Source organism: Nonomuraea aridisoli, assembly GCF_003236395.1.
Lineage (GTDB): Bacteria > Actinomycetota > Actinomycetes > Streptosporangiales > Streptosporangiaceae > Nonomuraea > Nonomuraea aridisoli.
Genome location: NZ_POUD01000003.1, coordinates 22,717 through 41,435 on the forward strand (window position 1 = coordinate 22,717; position 18,719 = coordinate 41,435).

18 protein-coding genes are annotated in these 18,719 nt (G+C 70.9%); 7 read left to right on the forward strand and 11 right to left on the reverse strand.

Features of this window, described 5'->3' with window-relative positions; translation table 11 throughout:
* Positions 1–125 precede the first annotated feature (125 nt).
* Positions 126–2,135: a M28 family peptidase gene (locus C1J01_RS01270; protein ID WP_235854163.1), complete on the reverse strand. Its 2,010-nt coding sequence runs from the start codon at positions 2,133–2,135 to the stop codon at positions 126–128.
* Positions 2,136–2,293: 158 nt separating this feature from the next.
* On the opposite strand from C1J01_RS01270, the gene C1J01_RS01275 reads away from it, so the two are divergent.
* On the forward strand, positions 2,294–2,881 hold the full coding sequence (locus C1J01_RS01275) for a CGNR zinc finger domain-containing protein (protein WP_111175190.1): 588 nt from the start codon (positions 2,294–2,296) through the stop codon (positions 2,879–2,881).
* 32 nt (positions 2,882–2,913) lie between these two features.
* Complete coding sequence (locus tag C1J01_RS01280; RefSeq protein ID WP_111175191.1) at positions 2,914–3,414, forward strand: phosphatase domain-containing protein; 501 nt, start codon at positions 2,914–2,916, stop codon at positions 3,412–3,414.
* Positions 3,415–3,658: 244 nt separating this feature from the next.
* Here the strand turns inward: C1J01_RS01280 and C1J01_RS01285 are convergent, their stop codons facing one another.
* The gene (locus C1J01_RS01285) at positions 3,659–4,030 is read right to left on the reverse strand and encodes a hypothetical protein (RefSeq protein ID WP_220039675.1); all 372 of its coding nucleotides are present in this window, start codon (positions 4,028–4,030) and stop codon (positions 3,659–3,661) included.
* Between the two features lie 22 nt (positions 4,031–4,052).
* On the opposite strand from C1J01_RS01285, the gene C1J01_RS01290 reads away from it, so the two are divergent.
* Complete coding sequence (locus C1J01_RS01290; RefSeq protein ID WP_235854164.1) at positions 4,053–4,487, forward strand: cation efflux transmembrane domain-containing protein; 435 nt, start codon at positions 4,053–4,055, stop codon at positions 4,485–4,487.
* Positions 4,406–4,627, forward strand: a complete 222-nt coding sequence (locus C1J01_RS51805) for a cation transporter dimerization domain-containing protein (protein ID WP_235854165.1) — start codon at positions 4,406–4,408, stop codon at positions 4,625–4,627. Before C1J01_RS01290 ends, C1J01_RS51805 begins: the two co-directional genes overlap by 82 nt.
* Here the strand turns inward: C1J01_RS51805 and C1J01_RS53420 are convergent.
* Both C1J01_RS53420 and C1J01_RS01300 read right to left on the reverse strand, forming a co-directional pair.
* Positions 4,624–6,591, reverse strand: a complete 1,968-nt coding sequence (locus tag C1J01_RS53420; RefSeq protein WP_111175192.1) for a pyridoxal-phosphate dependent enzyme — start codon at positions 6,589–6,591, stop codon at positions 4,624–4,626. The genes C1J01_RS51805 and C1J01_RS53420 overlap by 4 nt on opposite strands.
* A 509-nt stretch (positions 6,592–7,100) precedes the next feature.
* Complete coding sequence (locus tag C1J01_RS01300; RefSeq protein ID WP_328589583.1) at positions 7,101–9,113, reverse strand: heavy metal translocating P-type ATPase; 2,013 nt, start codon at positions 9,111–9,113, stop codon at positions 7,101–7,103.
* A gap of 67 nt (positions 9,114–9,180) precedes the next feature.
* Between C1J01_RS01300 and C1J01_RS01305 the strand changes: the two genes are divergently transcribed.
* A complete protein-coding gene (locus tag C1J01_RS01305) occupies positions 9,181–9,549 on the forward strand; it encodes an ArsR/SmtB family transcription factor (RefSeq protein WP_111175256.1) in 369 nt (122 codons plus the stop codon).
* Positions 9,550–9,748: 199 nt separating this feature from the next.
* Complete coding sequence (locus C1J01_RS01310) at positions 9,749–11,122, forward strand: sensor histidine kinase (RefSeq protein WP_146615430.1); 1,374 nt, start codon at positions 9,749–9,751, stop codon at positions 11,120–11,122.
* A 25-nt stretch (positions 11,123–11,147) separates the two neighbouring features.
* On the opposite strand, the gene C1J01_RS01315 is transcribed toward C1J01_RS01310, so the two are convergent.
* Genes C1J01_RS01315 through C1J01_RS01330 form a run of 4 tightly spaced genes read right to left on the reverse strand, consistent with a single transcriptional unit; the run spans position 11,148 to position 15,043 of the window.
* Positions 11,148–11,615, reverse strand: a complete 468-nt coding sequence (locus tag C1J01_RS01315) for a hypothetical protein (RefSeq protein ID WP_111175195.1) — start codon at positions 11,613–11,615, stop codon at positions 11,148–11,150.
* Between the two features lie 28 nt (positions 11,616–11,643).
* Positions 11,644–12,984, reverse strand: coding sequence for a helix-turn-helix transcriptional regulator (locus C1J01_RS01320; RefSeq protein ID WP_235854166.1), 1,341 nt, complete (start codon positions 12,982–12,984; stop codon positions 11,644–11,646).
* A 44-nt stretch (positions 12,985–13,028) separates the two neighbouring features.
* Positions 13,029–13,823, reverse strand: coding sequence for an alpha/beta fold hydrolase (locus tag C1J01_RS01325; protein ID WP_111175197.1), 795 nt, complete (start codon positions 13,821–13,823; stop codon positions 13,029–13,031).
* A 47-nt stretch (positions 13,824–13,870) separates the two neighbouring features.
* Positions 13,871–15,043, reverse strand: a complete 1,173-nt coding sequence (locus C1J01_RS01330) for an MFS transporter (protein ID WP_220039677.1) — start codon at positions 15,041–15,043, stop codon at positions 13,871–13,873.
* Between the two features lie 179 nt (positions 15,044–15,222).
* On the opposite strand from C1J01_RS01330, the gene C1J01_RS01335 reads away from it, so the two are divergent.
* Entirely contained in the window at positions 15,223–15,801 is a 579-nt protein-coding gene (locus C1J01_RS01335; protein WP_111175199.1) for a TetR-like C-terminal domain-containing protein, read from the forward strand.
* A gap of 70 nt (positions 15,802–15,871) precedes the next feature.
* Here the strand turns inward: C1J01_RS01335 and C1J01_RS01340 are convergent, their stop codons facing one another.
* The 3 genes from C1J01_RS01340 to C1J01_RS01350 form a co-directional block, all read right to left on the reverse strand.
* Positions 15,872–16,762, reverse strand: a complete 891-nt coding sequence (locus tag C1J01_RS01340; RefSeq protein ID WP_111175200.1) for an NmrA family NAD(P)-binding protein — start codon at positions 16,760–16,762, stop codon at positions 15,872–15,874.
* A 74-nt stretch (positions 16,763–16,836) separates the two neighbouring features.
* Positions 16,837–17,529 (reverse strand): NAD(P)H-dependent oxidoreductase, encoded by a 693-nt coding sequence (locus tag C1J01_RS01345; RefSeq protein ID WP_111175201.1) that lies wholly within the window; start codon positions 17,527–17,529, stop codon positions 16,837–16,839.
* On the reverse strand, positions 17,526–18,587 hold the full coding sequence (locus C1J01_RS01350) for an LLM class flavin-dependent oxidoreductase (RefSeq protein WP_111175202.1): 1,062 nt from the start codon (positions 18,585–18,587) through the stop codon (positions 17,526–17,528). The genes C1J01_RS01345 and C1J01_RS01350 overlap by 4 nt, the downstream gene beginning before the upstream one ends.
* Positions 18,588–18,719: the final 132 nt, after the last annotated feature.

Genomic DNA, 18,719 nt, shown 5'->3' on the forward strand with positions numbered 1-18,719 from the left:
CATGACGCCACGTTCCTTGGCTGACCGGCACCTTCACATTGGAGCCATAATAGACGATATCGTCCATAATGGAACAGGGAGCGGCGGCGGGAGCTGAATACCAGGGAACCGCCTCGTCCCGGGATTCAGGAGTCCCTGGTCAGCGTGTAACTGCGCGTGACCGCGGCGAGATCACCGTCCTCCCTGGTGGCGGCGACCAGGTCGGGAGGTCTGGGGACGAAGCCCGGCACCGTGGTCAGCCCGTCGGTCTCGGCGATCACCGTGAGGCCGATCCGCTCCTTTCCCGGTATGCGCACGGTGATCTGGACTCCCCGGGCGGGGATGCCGCGGAAACGGATCTCCGAGGGCCACGTGCCGACTCGTGTGCCGGTGACGGGCACGCTCGCCGACCCGAACCGGCCGGCCGATGCGGTGGCGTGGGTCATCGGCTGGTCGAGCCGTAGCGTCACCGAGCGCGCGCCCTTCCCGGCGGTCACGTGCAGTTTCAGCGTGTCCCGGCTGTGGGCCAGGACGTCTGCTCGCGGTCCCTCGGCGGCGATCGCCGGTGCCTGTCCGGTCCACAGCGTGCCGCGTGCGTACCCGGGGGGCAGCGCGGCGGTGTCATGGCCGGACACGTACCGCTTGGTCCACTGCGCCGGGTCCACGTCGGCGCTGACCCAGTGGGCGGTACGGGTGGCGGCGTCCATGACGTACGCCAGATGCATGCGCCGCCGCCGGTCGGCGTCGAAGTCGTCCACCACGAGCCCGGCCGCGACCAGCCCCGCCGTGAGGACAAGAGCCGTCAGGGGCACTGCGAGGACGGTGGCTCTCTTCGGCCGGGTGGCGAGATCAGGCAGGGACGACTCCGCGATCGGCACGACGATCAGCCCGAACAAGGCCAGCACCAGTGCGCTCACCCCGCCGAGCGCCAGCCCCATCCCGTCGAAGACGTTCCCGGCCAGGGACGGCAGCAGCATGGCGGCCGTGACCGGGCCCAGCATCGCCACGACCGTTTGCGCCCAGGCAGGCGTGCGGAGCAGGACAGCGGCCAGCCAGCCGAGCGAGCCCGTCAGCGCCGGCAGGGCGAACAGGAAAGACGCCCCCGGAGCGACGTGGGCGCACAGCAGGCCCAGCCCGGCGAGCCAGGTCAGCGCCCCCACCGTCAGCGCTGCCGGGCCCAATCTGCGGCGGAGCACCAGGTACCAGCCGAGGACCGTCAGCGCGCACAGGACCACGATCGCCGCCTGGTACGGCCGAGGGCGGTGCAGCAGCCCGCCCATCAGGTCGTAGGCAGGCCGCCACGACACCAGCAGTTCCCACAGCCCTTGCGCCAAGGCGGCCGACACCGCCAACGGCACCACGGCCGAGGCCGTCGCCGCGACCAACCGGGGCAGGCTCAGCGACCGCTTGGCGCGTGCCGGCAGCGCCAGGCCCGCCACCGCGACGACGGTCAGCACCGCCAGCGGCCAGACGAGCTGATCGGGATACGTGATCATGATGCCGAGCGCGCGGAAGTAGGTGACGTCGTGATCGAGGGCGCGCACCAGCGCCAGCATGTTGCTGCCGTGGTGTTGCAGGCTGCCCCGGTTGAGGTTGGCGATGGAGTCGCCCGCGGTGTGATACAGCGAGGAACGCTGGATGTAGGCGAAGTTCATGCCGGCGAAGCCGCCCTTGGTCAGAGGGGTGAAGTCCGTGTTGTTCGGCAGCAGCCGATACAGCTCCACCATGGCGGAGTGGCCGCGCGGGGCGGGGACGGCGCCTGTGAACGTCTCGACCAGGCGGGCGTTGTTCGCGGAGGTCTCGAACATCAGTGAGGGGCCGCTGACCCCGCGCGCCTCCCAGTTCAGCAGCACGCCGCCGGCCTTGCCCAGGGGGTGCTCGCGGACGAAGGCCTCGGCGCCGAGCACGCCGTCCTCCTCACCGTCCGACACGAGCAGCACGATGTCGTTACGCAGGCCGGGGCCGCCGCGCAGCGCCCGGACGGTCTCGAGCATCGAGGCCACCGCGGCGCCGTCGTCGGAGGCGCCCGGTCCCATGGCTGCGGAGTCATAGTGCGCGGCGATGAGCACGGTGCCGGTCGAGTCCGTTCCCCGCAGCCGGCCCACGATGTTGTCGACCTGGCCGAACGTCGCCAGCCCCCGACGCGGAACGGGCACCGACCGAGGTTGAATCTCAACCTCCAGCCCTGCCACGCGCAGTTGCCCGGCCAGGTAGTCCCGGGCCCGGTCGCCGGCCGGGCTGCCGATGCTGCATCCGGTTGCCTGCGTGTAAGGGATATAGTTCGATTTATTCGGTTACCGAGACGAGGCGAAGCGTGCGGATCTCCATCACCGACTACGTGGTCGGGGCGACTCTGGCAGGCGATCTGGCCAACACCTCACCCACCGTGCAGGCCGCGGCAGGCGAGGCGCTGCCGACCCCAGACGCGTTGATGGAGTTCCTCGCAGGGCACGGGCTGCGCCTCGACTCCGTGGACGGGCGTCTGCCGAACGACGACGACGTCCGCCAGGTTCACCTGCTGCGCCGGGAGGTGCGCGGCGTCGTGGAGACCGAGACGGATGACCAGGCCGTCGCGGGTGGCGCCGTGCTGGCCGGGCGGGCAGGACTCAGGCCGGTGCTGGAGCGCGACCCCACGGGGCGGTGGCAGTGGTACGTCCCGACCAGGCCGGGCGCGCCGCTGGCCGAGGAGTTGGCCGCGCTCATCGGCATCGGGTTGCTCGGCGCCGTCCGGGCGCTCGGGCACGACCGTTTCCGCGCCTGCGCCGCCCCGGGCTGCCGAGGGGTGTTCGTCGACATCAGCCGCGGGGGGCGTCGCATCTACTGCAGGCCCGACGTGTGCGGTAACCGGATCAATGTCGCGAATCACCGCGAACGGCGGCGGCTTGACAGCACCGCTCGCTGAAACGACTTTCTGCAGGACACAAGGAGCACCCCATGAATGACTCCGTGGACAGCACGACAGCCCGACCGGTGGGCGGGCCGCCGCTCGTAGGCGCCTTCCGGCTCCCCGACGGCACCTTGATCCGCGGTCGCGGCCTTCGTCATCCGCTGCCGGAGGGGCCCACGCCCGAGTTCGGCCTTTACCTGGGATCCGACGGGCTGCGCCGCCGCCACGAGGGTGGGCTGCAGTGGCCGCACGCATGGATCCAGTGGCCCGACTTTCTGCTGCCCCGCGACCGCGACGGGGCCGTACAGCAGATCCATGCGCTGTACGAGCGAGCGCGGGCGGGTGCCGCGGTGGAGGTCGCCTGCGGGGGTGGGGTCGGCCGCACCGGCACGGTCGTCGCCTGCCTGGCGATCCTGGCGGGTCTCGACCCGGCTGACGCCGTCGCCTGGACACGCGAGCACCATCATCGACGGGCCGTCGAAACCCCATGGCAGCGGCGTTGGGTGCTGCGCTTCCCACCGTCCCTCCGCTCAGATCCACGCGACTAGGCCGCTGATCCTGAGACATCACGCTGAGCCGTATCGCCGTCGCCCCAGACTCGGGCGCCTACAGCCTCCCCGCGAGATCTGTCCGGACTGACCAGCCATTGACCTCACCACGGCAAGCCGATCCACGACACCTGGCCGGTGCCGCTGGCTGCTCCTTCTGTGCCTGTGCACGTCGCCGCGCCGGCCACCTTCTGCGGGTCGGCAGATCACCGCCGCCCAGTGAACTCACACCGACTTCGCCGTATCAGCGCCGTAGGCCGCGGCCGAGTGCGCGTTCGGCGGCAATGCGCGTGAGCCAGCCGAGGCCGGCGGTGAACAGCGGCGGCCACACAACCGGCCCGAACGTGTAGCCGACCAGCACCAGCAGCGGGATCCAGACGCGGTGCACAGCCTGGTGCAGCGGGCCTGGTGGCCGGACGCCCGCCAGCCGGGCCAAGTCCGGCAGGACGAGGAACAGCAGCATGGCGGCGGTGGTCGGCAGGCCGTACTTCTGGCTCTCGAAGACGGCGAACGCGGCCAGGAACAGCGCGAGCGCACCCCAGGCGGCTCTTCGTGCCCGGTCGGACGCGGTCAGGGGGTGGGGAGAAACGCCGTCCTGATCGGGTGCGGTTGCCACGGGGCCAGCGTAGTCGGGATCGGTGGCCCTGCTGGGCGACACGTTGCACAACTTCGCCGACGCCCTGACGGCCCTACCCCTGGCCATCGCGTTCTGGGTGGGCAGGAGAGCGGCGACACCGCGGCTGATGGACCCGCAGGACGTGCGGGCTCTGTGGTGGGTCGCGGCGGCGGGCGTGATCGGCTTCGCCGGCAACGAGTGGGTGGCGCGCTATCGGATCAAGGTCGGGCGCGAGATCGGCTCGGCGGCGCTGGTGGCGGACGGCCTGCATGCCCGTGCCGACGGTTTCACCGCGCTGGCCGTGCTGCTCGGAGCCGGGGGCGCGGCGCTGGGCTTCCCGATCGCCGCCTCCGCGACACCCCCGGCGTCCGGGACGTGGGCGCGGTACGGCCGCGCTGGGTCGGCCACGCCCTGCACGCCGAGGTCGACATCGTGGTCGGCCATGACGAGACCCTGATCGGCGCGCACGCGATCGCGGTGGAGGCGGAGCACCGGCTCATCCATGACCTGCCCCGCCTCCGTTCCGCCACCGTGCACACCGATCCACAGGCCGTCGAAGGATTCGAGCACCACGCGGCGCCGGCGACGCATCGCTAGCCGGAGGAGACGGTGACCCCGGCCCGGTGACCGCCGAGCTCCCGGTCGAGCCGCCGCACGGCCACCGCGCTCGCCGCCCCCGTGAGGGCGAGCGTGGTCCAGGCCCAGGCCGGTCCGAGATCGAGCAGCCGGCCCACCGCGAGGTTGCCCGCGGCGACGCCGAGGCCGGCCACCGTGTTGTAGAAGCCGTAGTGGGTGGCCACCCGGTGCCCGCCCGACAGCGCCACGACGGTGTCCATCTCGAACGGGTAGGCCAGCACCGTGCCCAGCGTGAGCAGCGCGGTGCAGGCCAGCGCGGCGGCCAGGGGCACCGGCGCGCCCGCGACCCCGTACGGGATCAGTGGCACGAAGGCGAGCCCCATCAGGCCCAGCCCGCGGGCCATGGCCTGCGAGGTCGTCCACCGTCCGCGCGCCCAGTCGGTGACGCGCATCTGCCCCAGCAGGGCCACCAGCGCCGACACGACGAACAGCGCGCTGACGGCCCCATCGTCACCCAGTGCCAGCGGCAGCGCCAGGTAGATCTGGAACGACAACACGTACGAGCCGACCATGGCCAGCGCGAACATCCGGAACGGCCGGTTCGCCACGACGCGCCCCCAGTCCGCCCGCACGCCGCCGCGCCGCTCCTCATCGCGGAACGGCGGCAGGGCGGACAACTGCAGCAGGGTGAGGGCCGCGAACACACCGGCCGCCACCACGCAGACCAGCCGGAAGTCGACCGAGAGCAGCGCCACGCCGATCAGCGGGCCCAGCAGGATCCCCGCCTGACAGAAGACGTTGAACAGGGCGAAAGCCTCCACCCTGCGCTCGCCCGAGCCGTGGGCGAGGTACGCATGCACCGCCGGATTGAACAGCGCTCCGGCGAACCCCGTCATGACCGAGGCGACGAGCAGGGCGGGCGACCCGTCGGCCAGGTGGCCGGCGAGGTAGGGCATCACCATGCGGGTCCACCGGGTGACCTCGGCCTCGCCGGAGTCCTTGACCTCGTCGGGCTCGGCGGCCGGTGGACGGCCGAGGAGGTCGTGCTCGGCGCAGTACGCGTCGTCGAACACGGTCGTGTGGTAGCGGGCCGGGCCGTCGGGAAAGACGGCGGCGACGCGGACGCCGGACGGGGTGGTCCTGGCGTACCAGGAGGCCACGACGGTGACCGCGCCCACGCTCCAGCCACCGGTCGCGTAGTGGGTGTGGGCGAGGGTGCGGCTGGCCCACACGGCTTCGTGCGGGGCCACCCAGTGCACCTCGTCGAAGGCGTCGTGGGCGACGTTGCGCGGATGGATGCTGCTGCCCAGGCCGCGCATCAGGCGGGGCCGCGCCGGCTGTCCGAAGATCGTGGAACCGATCGAGTCCACTCCCACCAGGCGCAACGCCGGGTGGCGAAGGCGCAGGCGCCTGGCGATCCCCGCCGAATGCCCGCCGGTGCCCACGCTGCACACCAGCACGTCGATTCGGCCGAGCCGCTCGGCGAGCTCGTCGGCGAGGCCCGCGTAGGCCTCGACGTTGTCCGGGTTGCTGTACTGGTCAGGGCAGTACGCGCCGGGGTGCCGCGCCATCAACTGGGCCACACGGTCCAGGCGCGCATGTTGCCAGCCGCCGGAGGGGTGGGCCCGCAGGACGGTCTCGACACGTACACCATAGGAGACGAGCAGGGTCTCGATGATCGCCTCCATGCCGGGGTCGGACACGACGGTGACCGGATGGCCGTACACGATGCCGGCCAGCGCCAGCCCGAGCCCGGACGTTCCTGACGTGGACTCGACGATCATCGCGCCGGGAGCGAGCTGCCCGCGCGCCCTGGCCCGCCTGACGATGTGCAGCGCGGCCCGGTCCTTCAGCCCGCCGGGGTTGGCGCCTTCGAGCTTGGCCCAGAAACCACGGCCGCCGGAGGCGAACGGCTCTCCGATCCAGCAGACAGGTGTACGTCCCACCAGGTGCGTCTTGGTGAGTTCGGTGATGGATGAAGTCATGATGAACACTCATTTCGGCGCATGCCGCGCCAGGTCGCTGACTGTTGAGGACGGTGACGTACACGTCCGCATCAGCAGCGGCACACCTCGAGTGTCCGGGTGAGCGCGGCGCGCCCACGGTGGCCGGCGGGCGGCGCGCGTCCCATCGGGATCGGCGCCATGTCACGCTCGGTGTCTCGGGGAGGGACCGTCACGGCCGACCACTCGCCCTGCCCCGTCTGAGCGGCGCTCGTGGCGGAGACCACGAAAAGGTGCGAGTGCGCCCGCTCACCGTCGTGATCGTGTTCATGTTCGTGTTCGCTGTGGCTCACGGCCGTGAGCGCATCCGACGCCACATGATCGGCGATCTGCTGGCATGAGACCACAGATGCGCGAATGTGAGTGCTCCGAGCAGCACGACGAACCCACGCGTGCTCGCGTGGCCGCAGGAGCGATCTTGACAATACACACATGACTGACTACTGAGAGTAACAGCAGCATTTCTGGTGCCGACCCCCGGCAGTCGCACCTCAGCGGGGAAGAGGACGTCCCCCGGTGGCCGCGGCGCGGCGCCAGGCGGCTTTGCGCAGGAGCCGTAGCCCGTTGAGTCCGACGATGACGGTGGAGCCCTCGTGGCCGGCCACGCCGAGCGGAAGCGGCAGATCGCCGAACAGGTCCCAGGCCACCAGCACCGCGATGAAGGTGCCGGCGATGACGAGGTTGGCGACGACCAGGCGGCGGGCGCGCCGGGCGAGGGCGAGCACAGTGGGGACGGTGGCCAGGTCGTCGCGGGTGATGACCGCGTCGGCGGCGTCCAGGGTGAGGTCGGCGCCGGCGCGGCCCATCGCGATCCCGGCGTGGGCGGTGGCCAGGGCGGGGGCGTCGTTGACGCCGTCGCCCACCAGCGCCACCCGCGCCTGGCGCTGCTGCATCTCGCGCACCAAGGTCACCTTGTCCTCGGGCAGCAGGCCCGCCCGCACGTCGGTGATCCCGGCCTGGCCGGCGACAAGGGCTGCCGCGCGAGAGTTGTCGCCGGTGAGGAGCACTGGAGCATGACCGGTCAGGCCGGTCAGTTGTGCGACCGCCGCGGCGGCGCCGTCGCGCACCCGGTCGGCCAGGCCGAGCACCGCGGCGGGGCGGCCGTCCAGAAGCATCAGTACGGCGCTGTGCCCCTCGTCCTCGAGCTCGGCCACCACCGCGCGTGCCTGCGCTGCGGAGTCGCCGGGCGTGGTCTCGCCGAGCAGGTGGACGGGACTGCCGATCTCGATCGCGTGGCCGTCGGCCCGGGCGCGTACGCCTCGACCGGGTAGGGACGCGAAGTCGGTGGCTGTGGGCGGAGTCAGCCCCTTGTGGTGGGCCGCGGCGACGATGGCACGGCCCAGCGGGTGTTCCGAGCCCCGCTCCGCCGCGGCCGCGAGCGCGAGCAGCCGGTCGTCCGGCCCGCTCTTGGAACTGCCGGTGAGGGCCCGCACATGGGCCACGTGCGGGCGGCCTTCGGTCAGGGTGCCGGTCTTGTCGAAGGCGACGTGGGTGACGTCGGCCAGTTGCTCCATCACCACCGCGGACTTGACCAGCACGCCGTTGCGTCCGGCGGTGGCGATGGCGGCCAGCAGGGGCGGCATGGTGGCCAGCACGACCGCGCACGGTGAAGCCACGATCATGAACGTCATGGCCCGCAGCAGGCTGTCCCGCACCGGTGTGCCCCACAACAGGGGCAGCACGAACAGGGCGACCGTGGCGGCGACCATGACGACGGAGTAGCGCTGCTCGACCTTCTCGATGAACAGCTGCGTGCGGCCCTTGGTGGCGGCGGCCTGCTCGACCATCGCCACGATCCGGGCGATCACCGTCTCCGACGCCGGCCGGGTGACCTGGACGCGCAGCGCGCCGGTGCCGTTCAAGGTGCCGGCGAACACGTCGTCGCCTGCCTGTTTGTCCACGGGCAGGCTCTCGCCGGTGATGTTCGCCTGGTCGACGTCGCTGGTCCCGGCCGTCACCCGTCCGTCGGCGCCGATGCGCTCGCCGGGTCGTACGAGGATGACGTCGCCCACGCGCAGGTCGGCGGCCGCCACGACCTCCTCCTCGCCGCTGCCGGCGATGCGGGTGGCCTGGTCGGGCGCCAGATCCAGCAGGCCGCGTACGGAGTCCTCCGTGCGCTTGGTGGCCACCGCCTCCAGCGCGCCGGAGGTGGCGAAGATGACGATCAGCAGTGCGCCGTCGAAGACCTGCCCGATCGCCGCCGCGCCGATCGCCGCGGCGACCATCAGCAGATCGACGTCCAGCGTCTTCTCGCGCAGTGCCTTCAGCCCGGCCAGGCCCGGCTCCCAGCCGCCGGCGGCGTAGCAGGCCAGATAAAGGGTCCACCACAGCCAGGGTGGCGCCCCGGAGAGCTGGGCCAGGCCGCCGGCGGCGAACAGTGCGGTGGCCGCGATGGCCCAGCGCACCTCCATCAGCGAGCCCGCCCCGGACCGCCACCAAGTGCGCGGCCGGGCCTTCGCCGCCGCGGCCGGGGCGGCGAGGGCCGTTCTCAGGTCCGTAGTCACTAAAGTACCGTATATGCGCATTCACGCAGATATGCAAGCAGGAGGGTCCGGCGGTATGCTGAGGTGCATGCACACCTCGCTGACCGACTTCGACATGCCTGACGAGGAACAGGTGCACCTGGCCGCCGAATCGTTCCGGCTGCTGTCCGATCCCACGCGTATCAAGATCTTGTGGGCGCTGCTGCAAGGGGAGTCGTCAGTGGCGTGCCTGGCCGAACTCGCCGACGCCGCCCCCGCCGCGGTCAGTCAGCACCTGGCCAAGCTGCGCCTGGCGGGGCTCGTCAAGGGCCGTCGCGAGGGCACTTTCGTCTACTACCGCGCGGCCGACGAACACGTACGCCGTCTTCTGGCCGAGGGTCTCTACCACGCCGACCACGTCGAGCGTGACCAGGCCGGCGATCAGGCGCCCGCCGGGGCCGCGCGTACCGCTTCGTGACACGCCGCACGCGTGTGCGGTGGGGCTGACGGGGCGGTTCCCCTCACGTCCTGTGTGTCGTCTGCGGGTGACGTGTAGATACGCTCGATATGGGCTGGATTTACATCAGTTGTCCACCTTCGTGTCATCCCCCGGATCCGAATGTGGACGTTCCCCGCACATCACGTGAGGGCGTGGACCGGCCGAAGGGGGGCCCAGGATGAACGTCAGTCGCAATATCTCGATCACCGGGCGCGTAACTCTCTTCACCGGCGTGGTATCGGCGTTGCTGTGCACGCTGCTGGCCGTGGTCCTGATGAATGCGATCCACTGGTACGCCGCCGGCGCCCTCAGCTCGGAGGTGCGCGCGGCCGGCGGACGTGTGGCCATCACGGTGGAGGACCACGGAAGCGTGCGAGGCCCCCTTACCCAGCAGCCCGGCCGGAACGTCCAGATCGTCGACCATCGGGGGCGCGTCGTCGAGTCGACGCCGGCGCTGCGCGGCAAGCCGCCGATGGTGACGTTCGTCCCGGACGGCCAGAACATCAGGGAGGAAGAGGTGTGCGGCGGCGTCTTCGGGCCCGGCCGGTGCGCCGTCGTGGTCGCGGAGTCGGCGCGGCGGCCGGAGGGACGCTGGACCGTCTACGTCTCCTCCCCGGTGGTGCCCTGGTGGGTCGCGCCCTGGCTGGCCGCTCTGGTCATCGGGTCGGCGGCCGTGCTGGCGGCTGCCATCACCTACCTCGGCAACCGGATCGCCACCGCGTCACTGCGACCGGTGGACGCCATCCGGAAAGAGCTGGACGCGATCAACGCCTCCTGCCCCTCACGCCGGGTGCCCGTACCGCCCAGTGAGGACGAGATCCACGACCTCGCCGCCAGCATCAACCACACCCTGAGCCGCCTGGACACGGCGATGGCGCGGCAGCGCCAGTTCGCCTCCGACGCCTCCCACGACCTGCGAAGCCCCATCGCCGCGATGCACGCCGAGGTGGAGGACGCCCTGCTGGCGCCCGAGGAGACCAGCGTGACCGGCTTGGGAGACAAGCTCATGCCCAGCCTGAAACGGCTGGAGTCGATCGTCTCCGACCTCCTGACCATCGCCAGGCTGGACGCGGGCGCACCTGCTGTGCTCGTGCCCCTCGACCTCGCCGAACTGGCGGACCAGGAGTGCGCGCGCCACCAGACGACCAAGAACCTCACGTGCAGGGCCGAACCCGGCGTGATGGTGCTGGGTGACCGGATGCGCCTGGGCCGCCTGCTCACCAATCTGCTCGACAACGCCGACCGGCACGCGGCGAGCACGATCACCGTGAAGGTCGAACCCGAGGACGACGAGCGCTCGCCGCGCGGCGGCGCGGTGCTGGAGGTCATCGACGACGGGCCCGGCATCGACCCGGACAAGCGCGAGATCGTCTTCCAGCGGTTCACCCGGCTGGACGCCGCCCGCAGCAAGGACGCGGGAGGCAGCGGGCTCGGGCTGGCGATCGCCCGGAAGATCGCCGACGCGCACGGAGGCAGCCTGCGGATCGAGGACAGCGACCACGGCGCACGCTTCGTGCTCCGGCTTCCCCGCCACCGGCCGGAGACGCGGTGATCATGATCACTGCCCGACGATCTGACTAGTTGGTGACCGTGATCCTCACGCGGACGGAGCCGTCGTTGTCGCCGAGGCAACCGTCGGCGTCGTTGACGCGGAGCTGGAGGAAGCCCGCCTGGCGCGCCTGGATCAAGGCCCTGCTGCCGACCCTGTAGTGGTCTCCCTCGATCTTCGCGATCATCGAGCCGTGCGGGTGCCTGCTCAGGATCTTGCACGGCTGGTAGATCCTGCGGTCGATGTACCTGGGGTAGCCGGCCGAGGACACGTAGGGGAACTTGCGGTAGTCGACCGTCCACCGGCCGCTGACGTAGTGGATCCGCACCATGTCACCGGGCTCGACGTACACGCCCGCGTTCTGCCAGCCTCTCTCGGAGCTGATCCACTTGCTTTTGCCGTAGTGCGCCGTGGCCGAGGCAGGCGAGGCGCCGACGAGGACGCAACTGCCGGCGGTGAGCGTGGCGAGGAACAGGGTGGCCAGCTTGGATCGCATCTGTTGATGCCCTTTCCGGGTCTGTTCTTTATGTTCGTCCTACATTCGGGTTGGATGACGCCCGGGTGCGGAAGGTTCGCGGCTTTTGATCTTTTTCCGGGGAGGTGCTCGGTCCTGAGCTCGCGGCGGAGGCGATGCCCAGCTTGCCGAAGATGTTGCGCAGGTGCGCGTCGATGGTGCGCGGGCTCAGGAAGAGTTGTGCCGCGACCTCCTTGGACGTCGCGCCGGTGGCCACGAGCCGCGCGATGCGCAGTTCCTGGGCCGTCAGCGCGTCGGTCGGCTGCGTCACCCGCTTGCGCGGCTGCTCGCCGGTGGCCCGCAGCTCGCAGTCGGCGCGGTCGGCGAACGCCCGCACGCCCATGTCTGACAACATCTCGTGGGCGGTGCGGAACTGTTCGCGGGCGTCCTGGCGCCGGCCCTCACGGCGCAGCCACTCGCCGTAGATCAGGTGGGCGCGGCCGAGAAAGGTCGCGAACCGGCATCTGGAGAGGTGGTCGATCGCCTCGCGATACAGGTCCTCGGCGGCGGGTCCGGTGGTGGTCAGCGCGCGTGAGCGTGCCTCCACCCCGAGCGCCAGCGGGGTGCCGCTGGAACGGGCACGGCTCTCGGCGGTGCCCAGGACCGCCTGCGCTCGGTGCCAGGCCCGGCGGTCGGGGTCGGCCCGTACGCTCGTGGCCTCCGCCAGCGCGCCGTGCGCGCGGCGGCGCTCGGCCGGATCGGCGGCCCGGTAGACGGCCGAGCGCACCAGCGGATGAGAGAACCGCACCCCGGCGCCGACTTCGAGCAGGCCCGCCGCCTCCGCCGGCGCGATCGCCTCGGCGCCGATGCCGAGGTGCTCGGCCGCCCGCCACAGCAGCGCCGCGTCGCCGACCGGATCGGCGGCCGCGAGCAGCATCATCGTCTGCGTGAGCGGCGGGAGGCCGGCCGCCCTGCGCTGGAAGCTCTCCTCGATCCGGCCTGGCACGCTCAGCTCGGCCGGCATTCCGAACCCGCCCGCCGGCCCCGCCGGCGCCCCGTGCCGGGACAGCTCCAGCAGGGCCAGCGGGTTCCCCCGCGCTTCGGCGAGGATCCGCTCGCGCACCCTGTCGTCCAGCGGCGCGTGGACGACAGGGTGCAGCAGGGCCCGCGCGTCGGCGTCCGCGAGCCCGTTCAGGCGTAACTCGGGCAGGCCCGCGAACGCCATGACGGCCGCCGGGACGGGAACCTGGTCACGCACGCCGAACACCAGCGCCAGACGCTCCGCCTGCACCTGCCGCGCCACGAACGCGAAGACCTGCGCGGAGACCAGTTCCAGCCAGTGCGCGTCGTCCACCAGGCACAGCAGCGGCTCGTCCTCGGCGGCCTCGGCCAGCAGGCCGAGCGGGGCCACCCCGCTTGCCGAGATCCGGAGACGCGAGGACGACGACCACGCCTTCAGCCGACGCTTGCCAGCAGCTTCGCCGTGCCTTCGGGCGACTCCACCGGGAAGTGGTGGCTGCCCAGGTCGACGAGGACGATGTCGAGGCGGTCCCCGTAGCGGTCGATCGCTTCTCGCGTCACCAGGTCACGGATCGCGAACACGGTGATGGGCTGCTTCGTCTCGCGCAGCGCCGCGTCCATGTCCCAGCGCATCAGACCTTCGATGGCACGCAGACCCGCGGGCTGCCGTACGGCGACCATCTTCTCGAAGTACGCGTCCTTGAGAGCCGGGTCGGTCCCCGCCGGAGAACCGCCCTCGACGAGGCCCCGCACCCCTGCGGCGAAGTCCTCGCGGAACAGCCGCAGCATCGGCTCGGCCTGTTCGTCGCTCATCGCCGGGAACAGGGACAGATAGTGCAGCGCGTCGAGGGCGATCACATGGGAGACCGTGTCGGGGAGCAGGCGGCCGACCTCGACGGCGACCGCCCCGCCGAGGGAGTGCCCGGCCACGACCGCCGTGCTCACCGACTCGGCTTCCAGTACGGCGGCCACGTCGCGAGCGAACTCCTCCATGGTCCAGACCTCGCGCGTCGAGCGCGACTCGCCGTGCTCGGCGAGGTCGATCGCGAGGACGCGGTAGTGCTCGGGCAGATGGTCGGTCACCGCGTCGAAGTCGCCCCGGTTGCACGCCCAGCCGTGGATGAGAGCCAGGGTCGGCCCTCCGGCCGGACCACTGGCCGTGTACCGGATGGTCGTGTGGTCGGATCGCTGAACCTCGAGGTTCTTCCTGGTCCTGCGGGTGGTTGTCACGATGTCTCCTTATTTCGCATTCTGCAGGCTGTGTCGGTTGGTGTGTCTCATGGGCACGGGGCCAGGACGGCGCGGCGCTTCGCCCGCAGCTGGTTCAGGCGCAGGACGAAGGAGGAGAACGTGATCATCGCGATCGCCAGCGCGTACATCACGGTGGCGGTCCTCAGCCCCAGGGCGGTGACGGCGATCCCTCCGAGTACGGCGGGCACGCTGTTGCCCAGGTAGTTGATGATGTTGGCCAGGGCGAAGACCGCGCTGCGCTCGTGCGGCCTGGCGATCCGGGCGAAGGTGCCGAACGTCGCCAGCACCGACGCGCCGAAGCCGAGACCCGCGACGATCGTGCCGGCGGCGGCGAGCCAGACGAGGTCCTCCACCGTCCCGGCGAGCGACATCAGGGTGCCGAGCCCCAGCATGGCGGACGAGGGGGCCAGCAGCGAGGACGCGGGACGGGAGCGGAGCAGGAAGACCGCGAGCGCTCCGGTGCCCGCCAGGAGCGTCACGACGACGCCGCCGATGAGATGGTTGTGCAGTCCCAGCAGCTCGGCCGCGACGGATGGGCCGAGCGAGAGGTACATCCCGGCCAGCGCCCAGGTGGCGATCATCGCCGGCACCACCGGGACGATGTCCGCGCGCAGGTGTTCGGGCATCGCGACCCGCGGGCGCAGGGAGGCGAGGGCTCCCGCCCGGCGTAGCGACGTCTCCGGTATGAGGGCGACGACCACCGCCGCCAGCACCATCCCGCCGAGCAGCAGCGCGTAGACCAGCCGGGTCGGGGCGGGACCGAACTCCACGAGCACACCGCTGCCGAGAGCGCCGAGAGCGAGCCCGGTCAGGGGAGCCACCGAGGTGACGACGCCGGCCCGCCCGCGGGCATGCGACGGCTCGAGATCGACGAGAGTGGCGCTCAGGGTGGTCGTCGCCGCCCCGGTCGCGATGCCCTGCAGCACCCGGGCGAGGGACAGGACGAGCACGTTCTCGGCCACCAGGAACAGGACGAGCGCGACCGCCTCCAGCGCGATCGCCGCGGCGAGCACCGGACGGCGGCCGAGATGGTCCGACAGCGCCCCGACGACGAGCAACGAGCCCAGCAGGCCGAACACGTAGAGGGCGAAGACGACGGTCAGCACCCACGCGGTGAACTGCCACTGCTGCTGGTAGATCACGTAGATCGGGGACGGTGCGCTGGACGCGGCCAGGAAGAGGACCAGAACGGCCGCCACGCAGGAGAAGGCACCTTTCCACGGCCCGCGGTGCGGACCGCCGTGGGCTGGTGCGGGGGTGTCAGAAGGGTCGACAGACATGAACGCCTCGCAGTGATCGTTGCGTTAGTGGCCACAACGTACCACAAAAGCAGCGATCATTGCGATTAAAAAGCAGTGATCAATGCAATAATGGTCGTATGCCTGCGACGACGTCCCCGACCCGCACCGACAGCCGGCCCGACAGCCGGCCCGGCGGCCGCTCCGCCCGCGTCCGCGCGGCCGTCCACCAGGCCGTCAAGGACCTGCTCACCGACGAGGCCAGTGATCTCCTGACGATCCCGGTCATCGCCGCGCGCGCGGGCGTGCACGCCACCACGGTCTACCGCCGTTGGGGCTCCGTCAGTGAGCTGCTCGCCGACGTCGCGACCAGCCGCTTCTCCGGCGACCTCGTGGTGCCTGACACCGGAAGCCTCCGCGGTGACCTGGAACGTTATGCAGCCGACCTCGCCAAGGACCTCAGCGACCCGGACACCCTGGCCCTGGTGCGCGCCATCGTCGGCACAGGCGGAGAAGGCGCGAGCATCTGCCGCGGTGAACGCCAGCGACAGCTCGAAGCCATCCTCGAACGCGAGCAGGCCCGGGGCAGCCGAACCCCGACCATCGAGCGCGCCATAGACGCCCTGCTCGCTCCGCTCTACTACCGCGCCGTCTTCACCGACCAGGCGCCCACTCCCGAATGGGCCCGCACCCTCGTGTCCCACCTGTTGCCGGACTGACGACACGCCGTCGTGCGGAACCCGGCGCCTCGCACATGCGTGCGCCGGGTTCGGCGTCGTACACCCTCGCCTATGAGCTCATGGCCTCCCGGAAGTACTGCTCGGCGCCGATCGGCCGGATGCCCGGGTAGCGGTGGTTGTCGAGCGGGTCGAGCTTCCCCTTCCCCGTGGTCATGGCCCAGGTGTACTGGAGAAGCAGGTACTCGAACGGGTCGGTGGCCACCGTCTTGAGGCGTTCGATCTCGGCGCTGAGGTCGTCGGTGCTGCCGAGCCGTCGTGCCTCGAGCCGTCGCCCGGAGCCGCGCTCCATGGCCTGGTGCAGTTCCTTCAGCGTCAGCACGTCCCCGGCCACCCGCACGGTGCGTCCGGCGGTCGAGGGGTCGAGGGCCACTTCGGCGGTCCACTCGGCGGTGTCGCAATAGGTGGAGAAGTCGACGGGCTGATCGCCGTCACCCCAGTAGCTGAACGTGCCGGACTCCCAGTCGACCCAGTTGTACCAGGGCTCGTTCAGCACCTCGAGGAAGGCGCCGATGAGGATGGAGGTGGGCGCCACGGTGCTGGACCGGCAGGCCTCGGCAGCCTTCTTGCGGAGGTCGGCGAAGTCGTTGTCACCGTAGCTGAGCCGGTCTATGGCGAGGGAGAAGTCCGAGGGGATCCAGCGCGGAACCCCGGCCTTCTCGGCGGCGCGCAGCAGGTTGACCTGGCCGTCGATGATGACCTCCGCATCCCCCTGGACGGCGGAGACGACGACGTCCACCCCCTCCAGGGCGCGGGCGAGGCGGTCGGCGGGATCGCGGATGTCTCCTTCCACGATCTCGATGGCCGGATCGTCCAACGCCTGGCGGCCCTTGACGTTACCGGGCCTGACGAGGGCGCGGACCCGCACGTCCCGCCGGCGCAGACTGTCGACGACCAGACGGCCGAGGCGGCCGGTGGCGCCGGCCACGAACACAGTGGACATGGATGCTCCTTGTAAGGGTGGGGTGGGAACGGGGCCCGCTGGATGCGGCAGCCCCTGGCCGGGGATCAAGTGCTTCAGGAGAACCGGCCGGCGGGGCTGGCCGGACGAGTCTCTGTCCTGGTGGACGCGCTCGGCGAGAGCGCGAGCGGCTTTGCGTCGGGGTGGCCGTTCGCTGGTTCCCGTGGTGTTCCCGGGCCCGTCGCGCGGGCTCTGAGCAGGTCCACGACGTCGGTGAGCCCGACCTCGATGCGCCCGTAGACGCGGGGGTTGAGCAGTGTCGCACCGTCGAAGTCCCCCGCTGACGCGAAGACCGCGACCGGGATCGTCAACGCCTGGAAGAACGCGAACAGCGGCCGCAAGGCGTGCTCCAGGACGAGCGCGTGGTGGTCGCCTCCGCCCGTCGCGGCGAGGAGGACGGGCTTGTTCGCGAGCGCGTACTGGTCGACGAGGTCGAAGAAGTGCTTGAACATGCCGGGGTACGTACCTCGGAACACGGGTGCGGCGGCGATGAGGAGATCGGCGTCCTCGGCGAGCCGGAGCGACTCCTCGACCTCGGGCGTGACGTCGTCGCGCTCGATCGCTCCGGTGAACCCCGCGCCCAGGCGGTACACGTCGACGCGGGACACCTCGATCGGGAGCATGCCCTTCAGGGTGTCCAGGACGACGTCGACGCGTCCCATGGTCTTGGACGGTTCGCTGGGGCTGCCGTTGACGACGACGACGCGCAGGGTCGGGCCCTGCACGGGCGTTTGCGGGACGATGGTCATGCCACGCTCTTCTCACGCAGTGCGACCTCGCGGCGCACGACGGGTGCCACTTCCGTGCCGAGCAGTTCGATCGCGTCGAGGTGCTGCTTCTGCGGCATGCCGCCGAAGCCCATCTGGATGATGGCGCGGTTGACGCGGTACAGCTCGTGGTAGGTGAGCAGCTTGTCGATGATCTCCTGCGGGCTGCCGACCAGCAGTCCGGCCGCGGGCGACGACTGCGCCTCGAACGCGGCCCGGGGGAGCCGGAGGCCGACGCCGCGCTGATGGTTGTTCTCCATCATTCCTCTGGCGAAGTAGGGGTACATGGTGTCCCGCGCGCTCTGGCTCGTACGCCCGGCGAATCCGTGCACGTTGATGCTGATCGGCAGAGCGTCCGCGTCGTGCCCGGCCCTCGCCGCGGCCGCCCGGTAGAGCCGGAAGGTCTCCTCGTGGAAGGTCATCGGCCCGAGCAGCAGGGCCAGCGCCATGGGCAGGCCGAGGCGGCCGGTGCTGATGGCGGACGCGGGCGATCCGCCGACTCCGACCCAGATCGGGATGGTCTCGCCGTAGGCGCGGGGTGCGATGTCGGCGTCGATCAGCGGTGCGCGGAAGCGGCCGGACCAGGTGAGCGGGTTCCGGTCGCGGATCTTGAGCAGCAGGTCGAGCTTCTCGCGGAACAGGTCCGCGTAGTCCTTCAGCTCGTACCCGAACAGGGGGAAGGACTCGGTGTAGGAGCCGCGGCCGGCGATGATCTCGGCGCGGCCGGCGGACAGCAGGTCGATCGTGGCGAACTGTTCCCAGACGCGTACGGGGTCCTCCGAGCTGAGCACGGTGACCGAGCTCGTCAGCTTGATGTTCTCGGTCTTCTCCGCGGCGGCGGCCAGCAGGATGGCCGGCGCCGATCCGACGAAGTCGGTGCGGTGGTGCTCGCCCACGCCGAAGACGTCCAGGCCGACCTGATCGGCGACCTGCGCCTGCTCGATCGTCTCGCGGACGCGCTGCCCTGGAGAGGGGAGGGCGCCGGTGGCCGGGTCCTCCGTGAGCTCCCCGAACGTCATGATGCCGATCTCGAATGGCATGTCGTCTCCTTTCTCCGGCCGGCGGCGCCGCGCGTCTCCGACCGCTGGCCCACAGTCCACTAACCTGTCTGCGCAAGCAACTATTCCGCATGAAGGCAAACTAGTTGCCTACGCAGACAACTTGAGAGCTTC

What these genes read in the sequence shown, in the direction of transcription:
- C1J01_RS01280 (WP_111175191.1), top strand. Translation starts at nt 2,914, where the DNA reads ATGAATGACTCCGTGGACAGCACGACAGCCCGACCGGTGGGCGGGCCG.
- C1J01_RS53420 (WP_111175192.1), bottom strand. Translation starts at nt 6,591, where the DNA reads ATGACTTCATCCATCACCGAACTCACCAAGACGCACCTGGTGGGACGT.
- C1J01_RS01305 (WP_111175256.1), top strand. Translation starts at nt 9,181, where the DNA reads ATGCACACCTCGCTGACCGACTTCGACATGCCTGACGAGGAACAGGTG.
- C1J01_RS01310 (WP_146615430.1), top strand. Translation starts at nt 9,749, where the DNA reads ATGAACGTCAGTCGCAATATCTCGATCACCGGGCGCGTAACTCTCTTC.
- C1J01_RS01315 (WP_111175195.1), bottom strand. Translation starts at nt 11,615, where the DNA reads ATGCGATCCAAGCTGGCCACCCTGTTCCTCGCCACGCTCACCGCCGGC.
- C1J01_RS01335 (WP_111175199.1), top strand. Translation starts at nt 15,223, where the DNA reads ATGCCTGCGACGACGTCCCCGACCCGCACCGACAGCCGGCCCGACAGC.
- C1J01_RS01340 (WP_111175200.1), bottom strand. Translation starts at nt 16,762, where the DNA reads ATGTCCACTGTGTTCGTGGCCGGCGCCACCGGCCGCCTCGGCCGTCTG.
- C1J01_RS01345 (WP_111175201.1), bottom strand. Translation starts at nt 17,529, where the DNA reads ATGACCATCGTCCCGCAAACGCCCGTGCAGGGCCCGACCCTGCGCGTC.
- C1J01_RS01350 (WP_111175202.1), bottom strand. Translation starts at nt 18,587, where the DNA reads ATGCCATTCGAGATCGGCATCATGACGTTCGGGGAGCTCACGGAGGAC.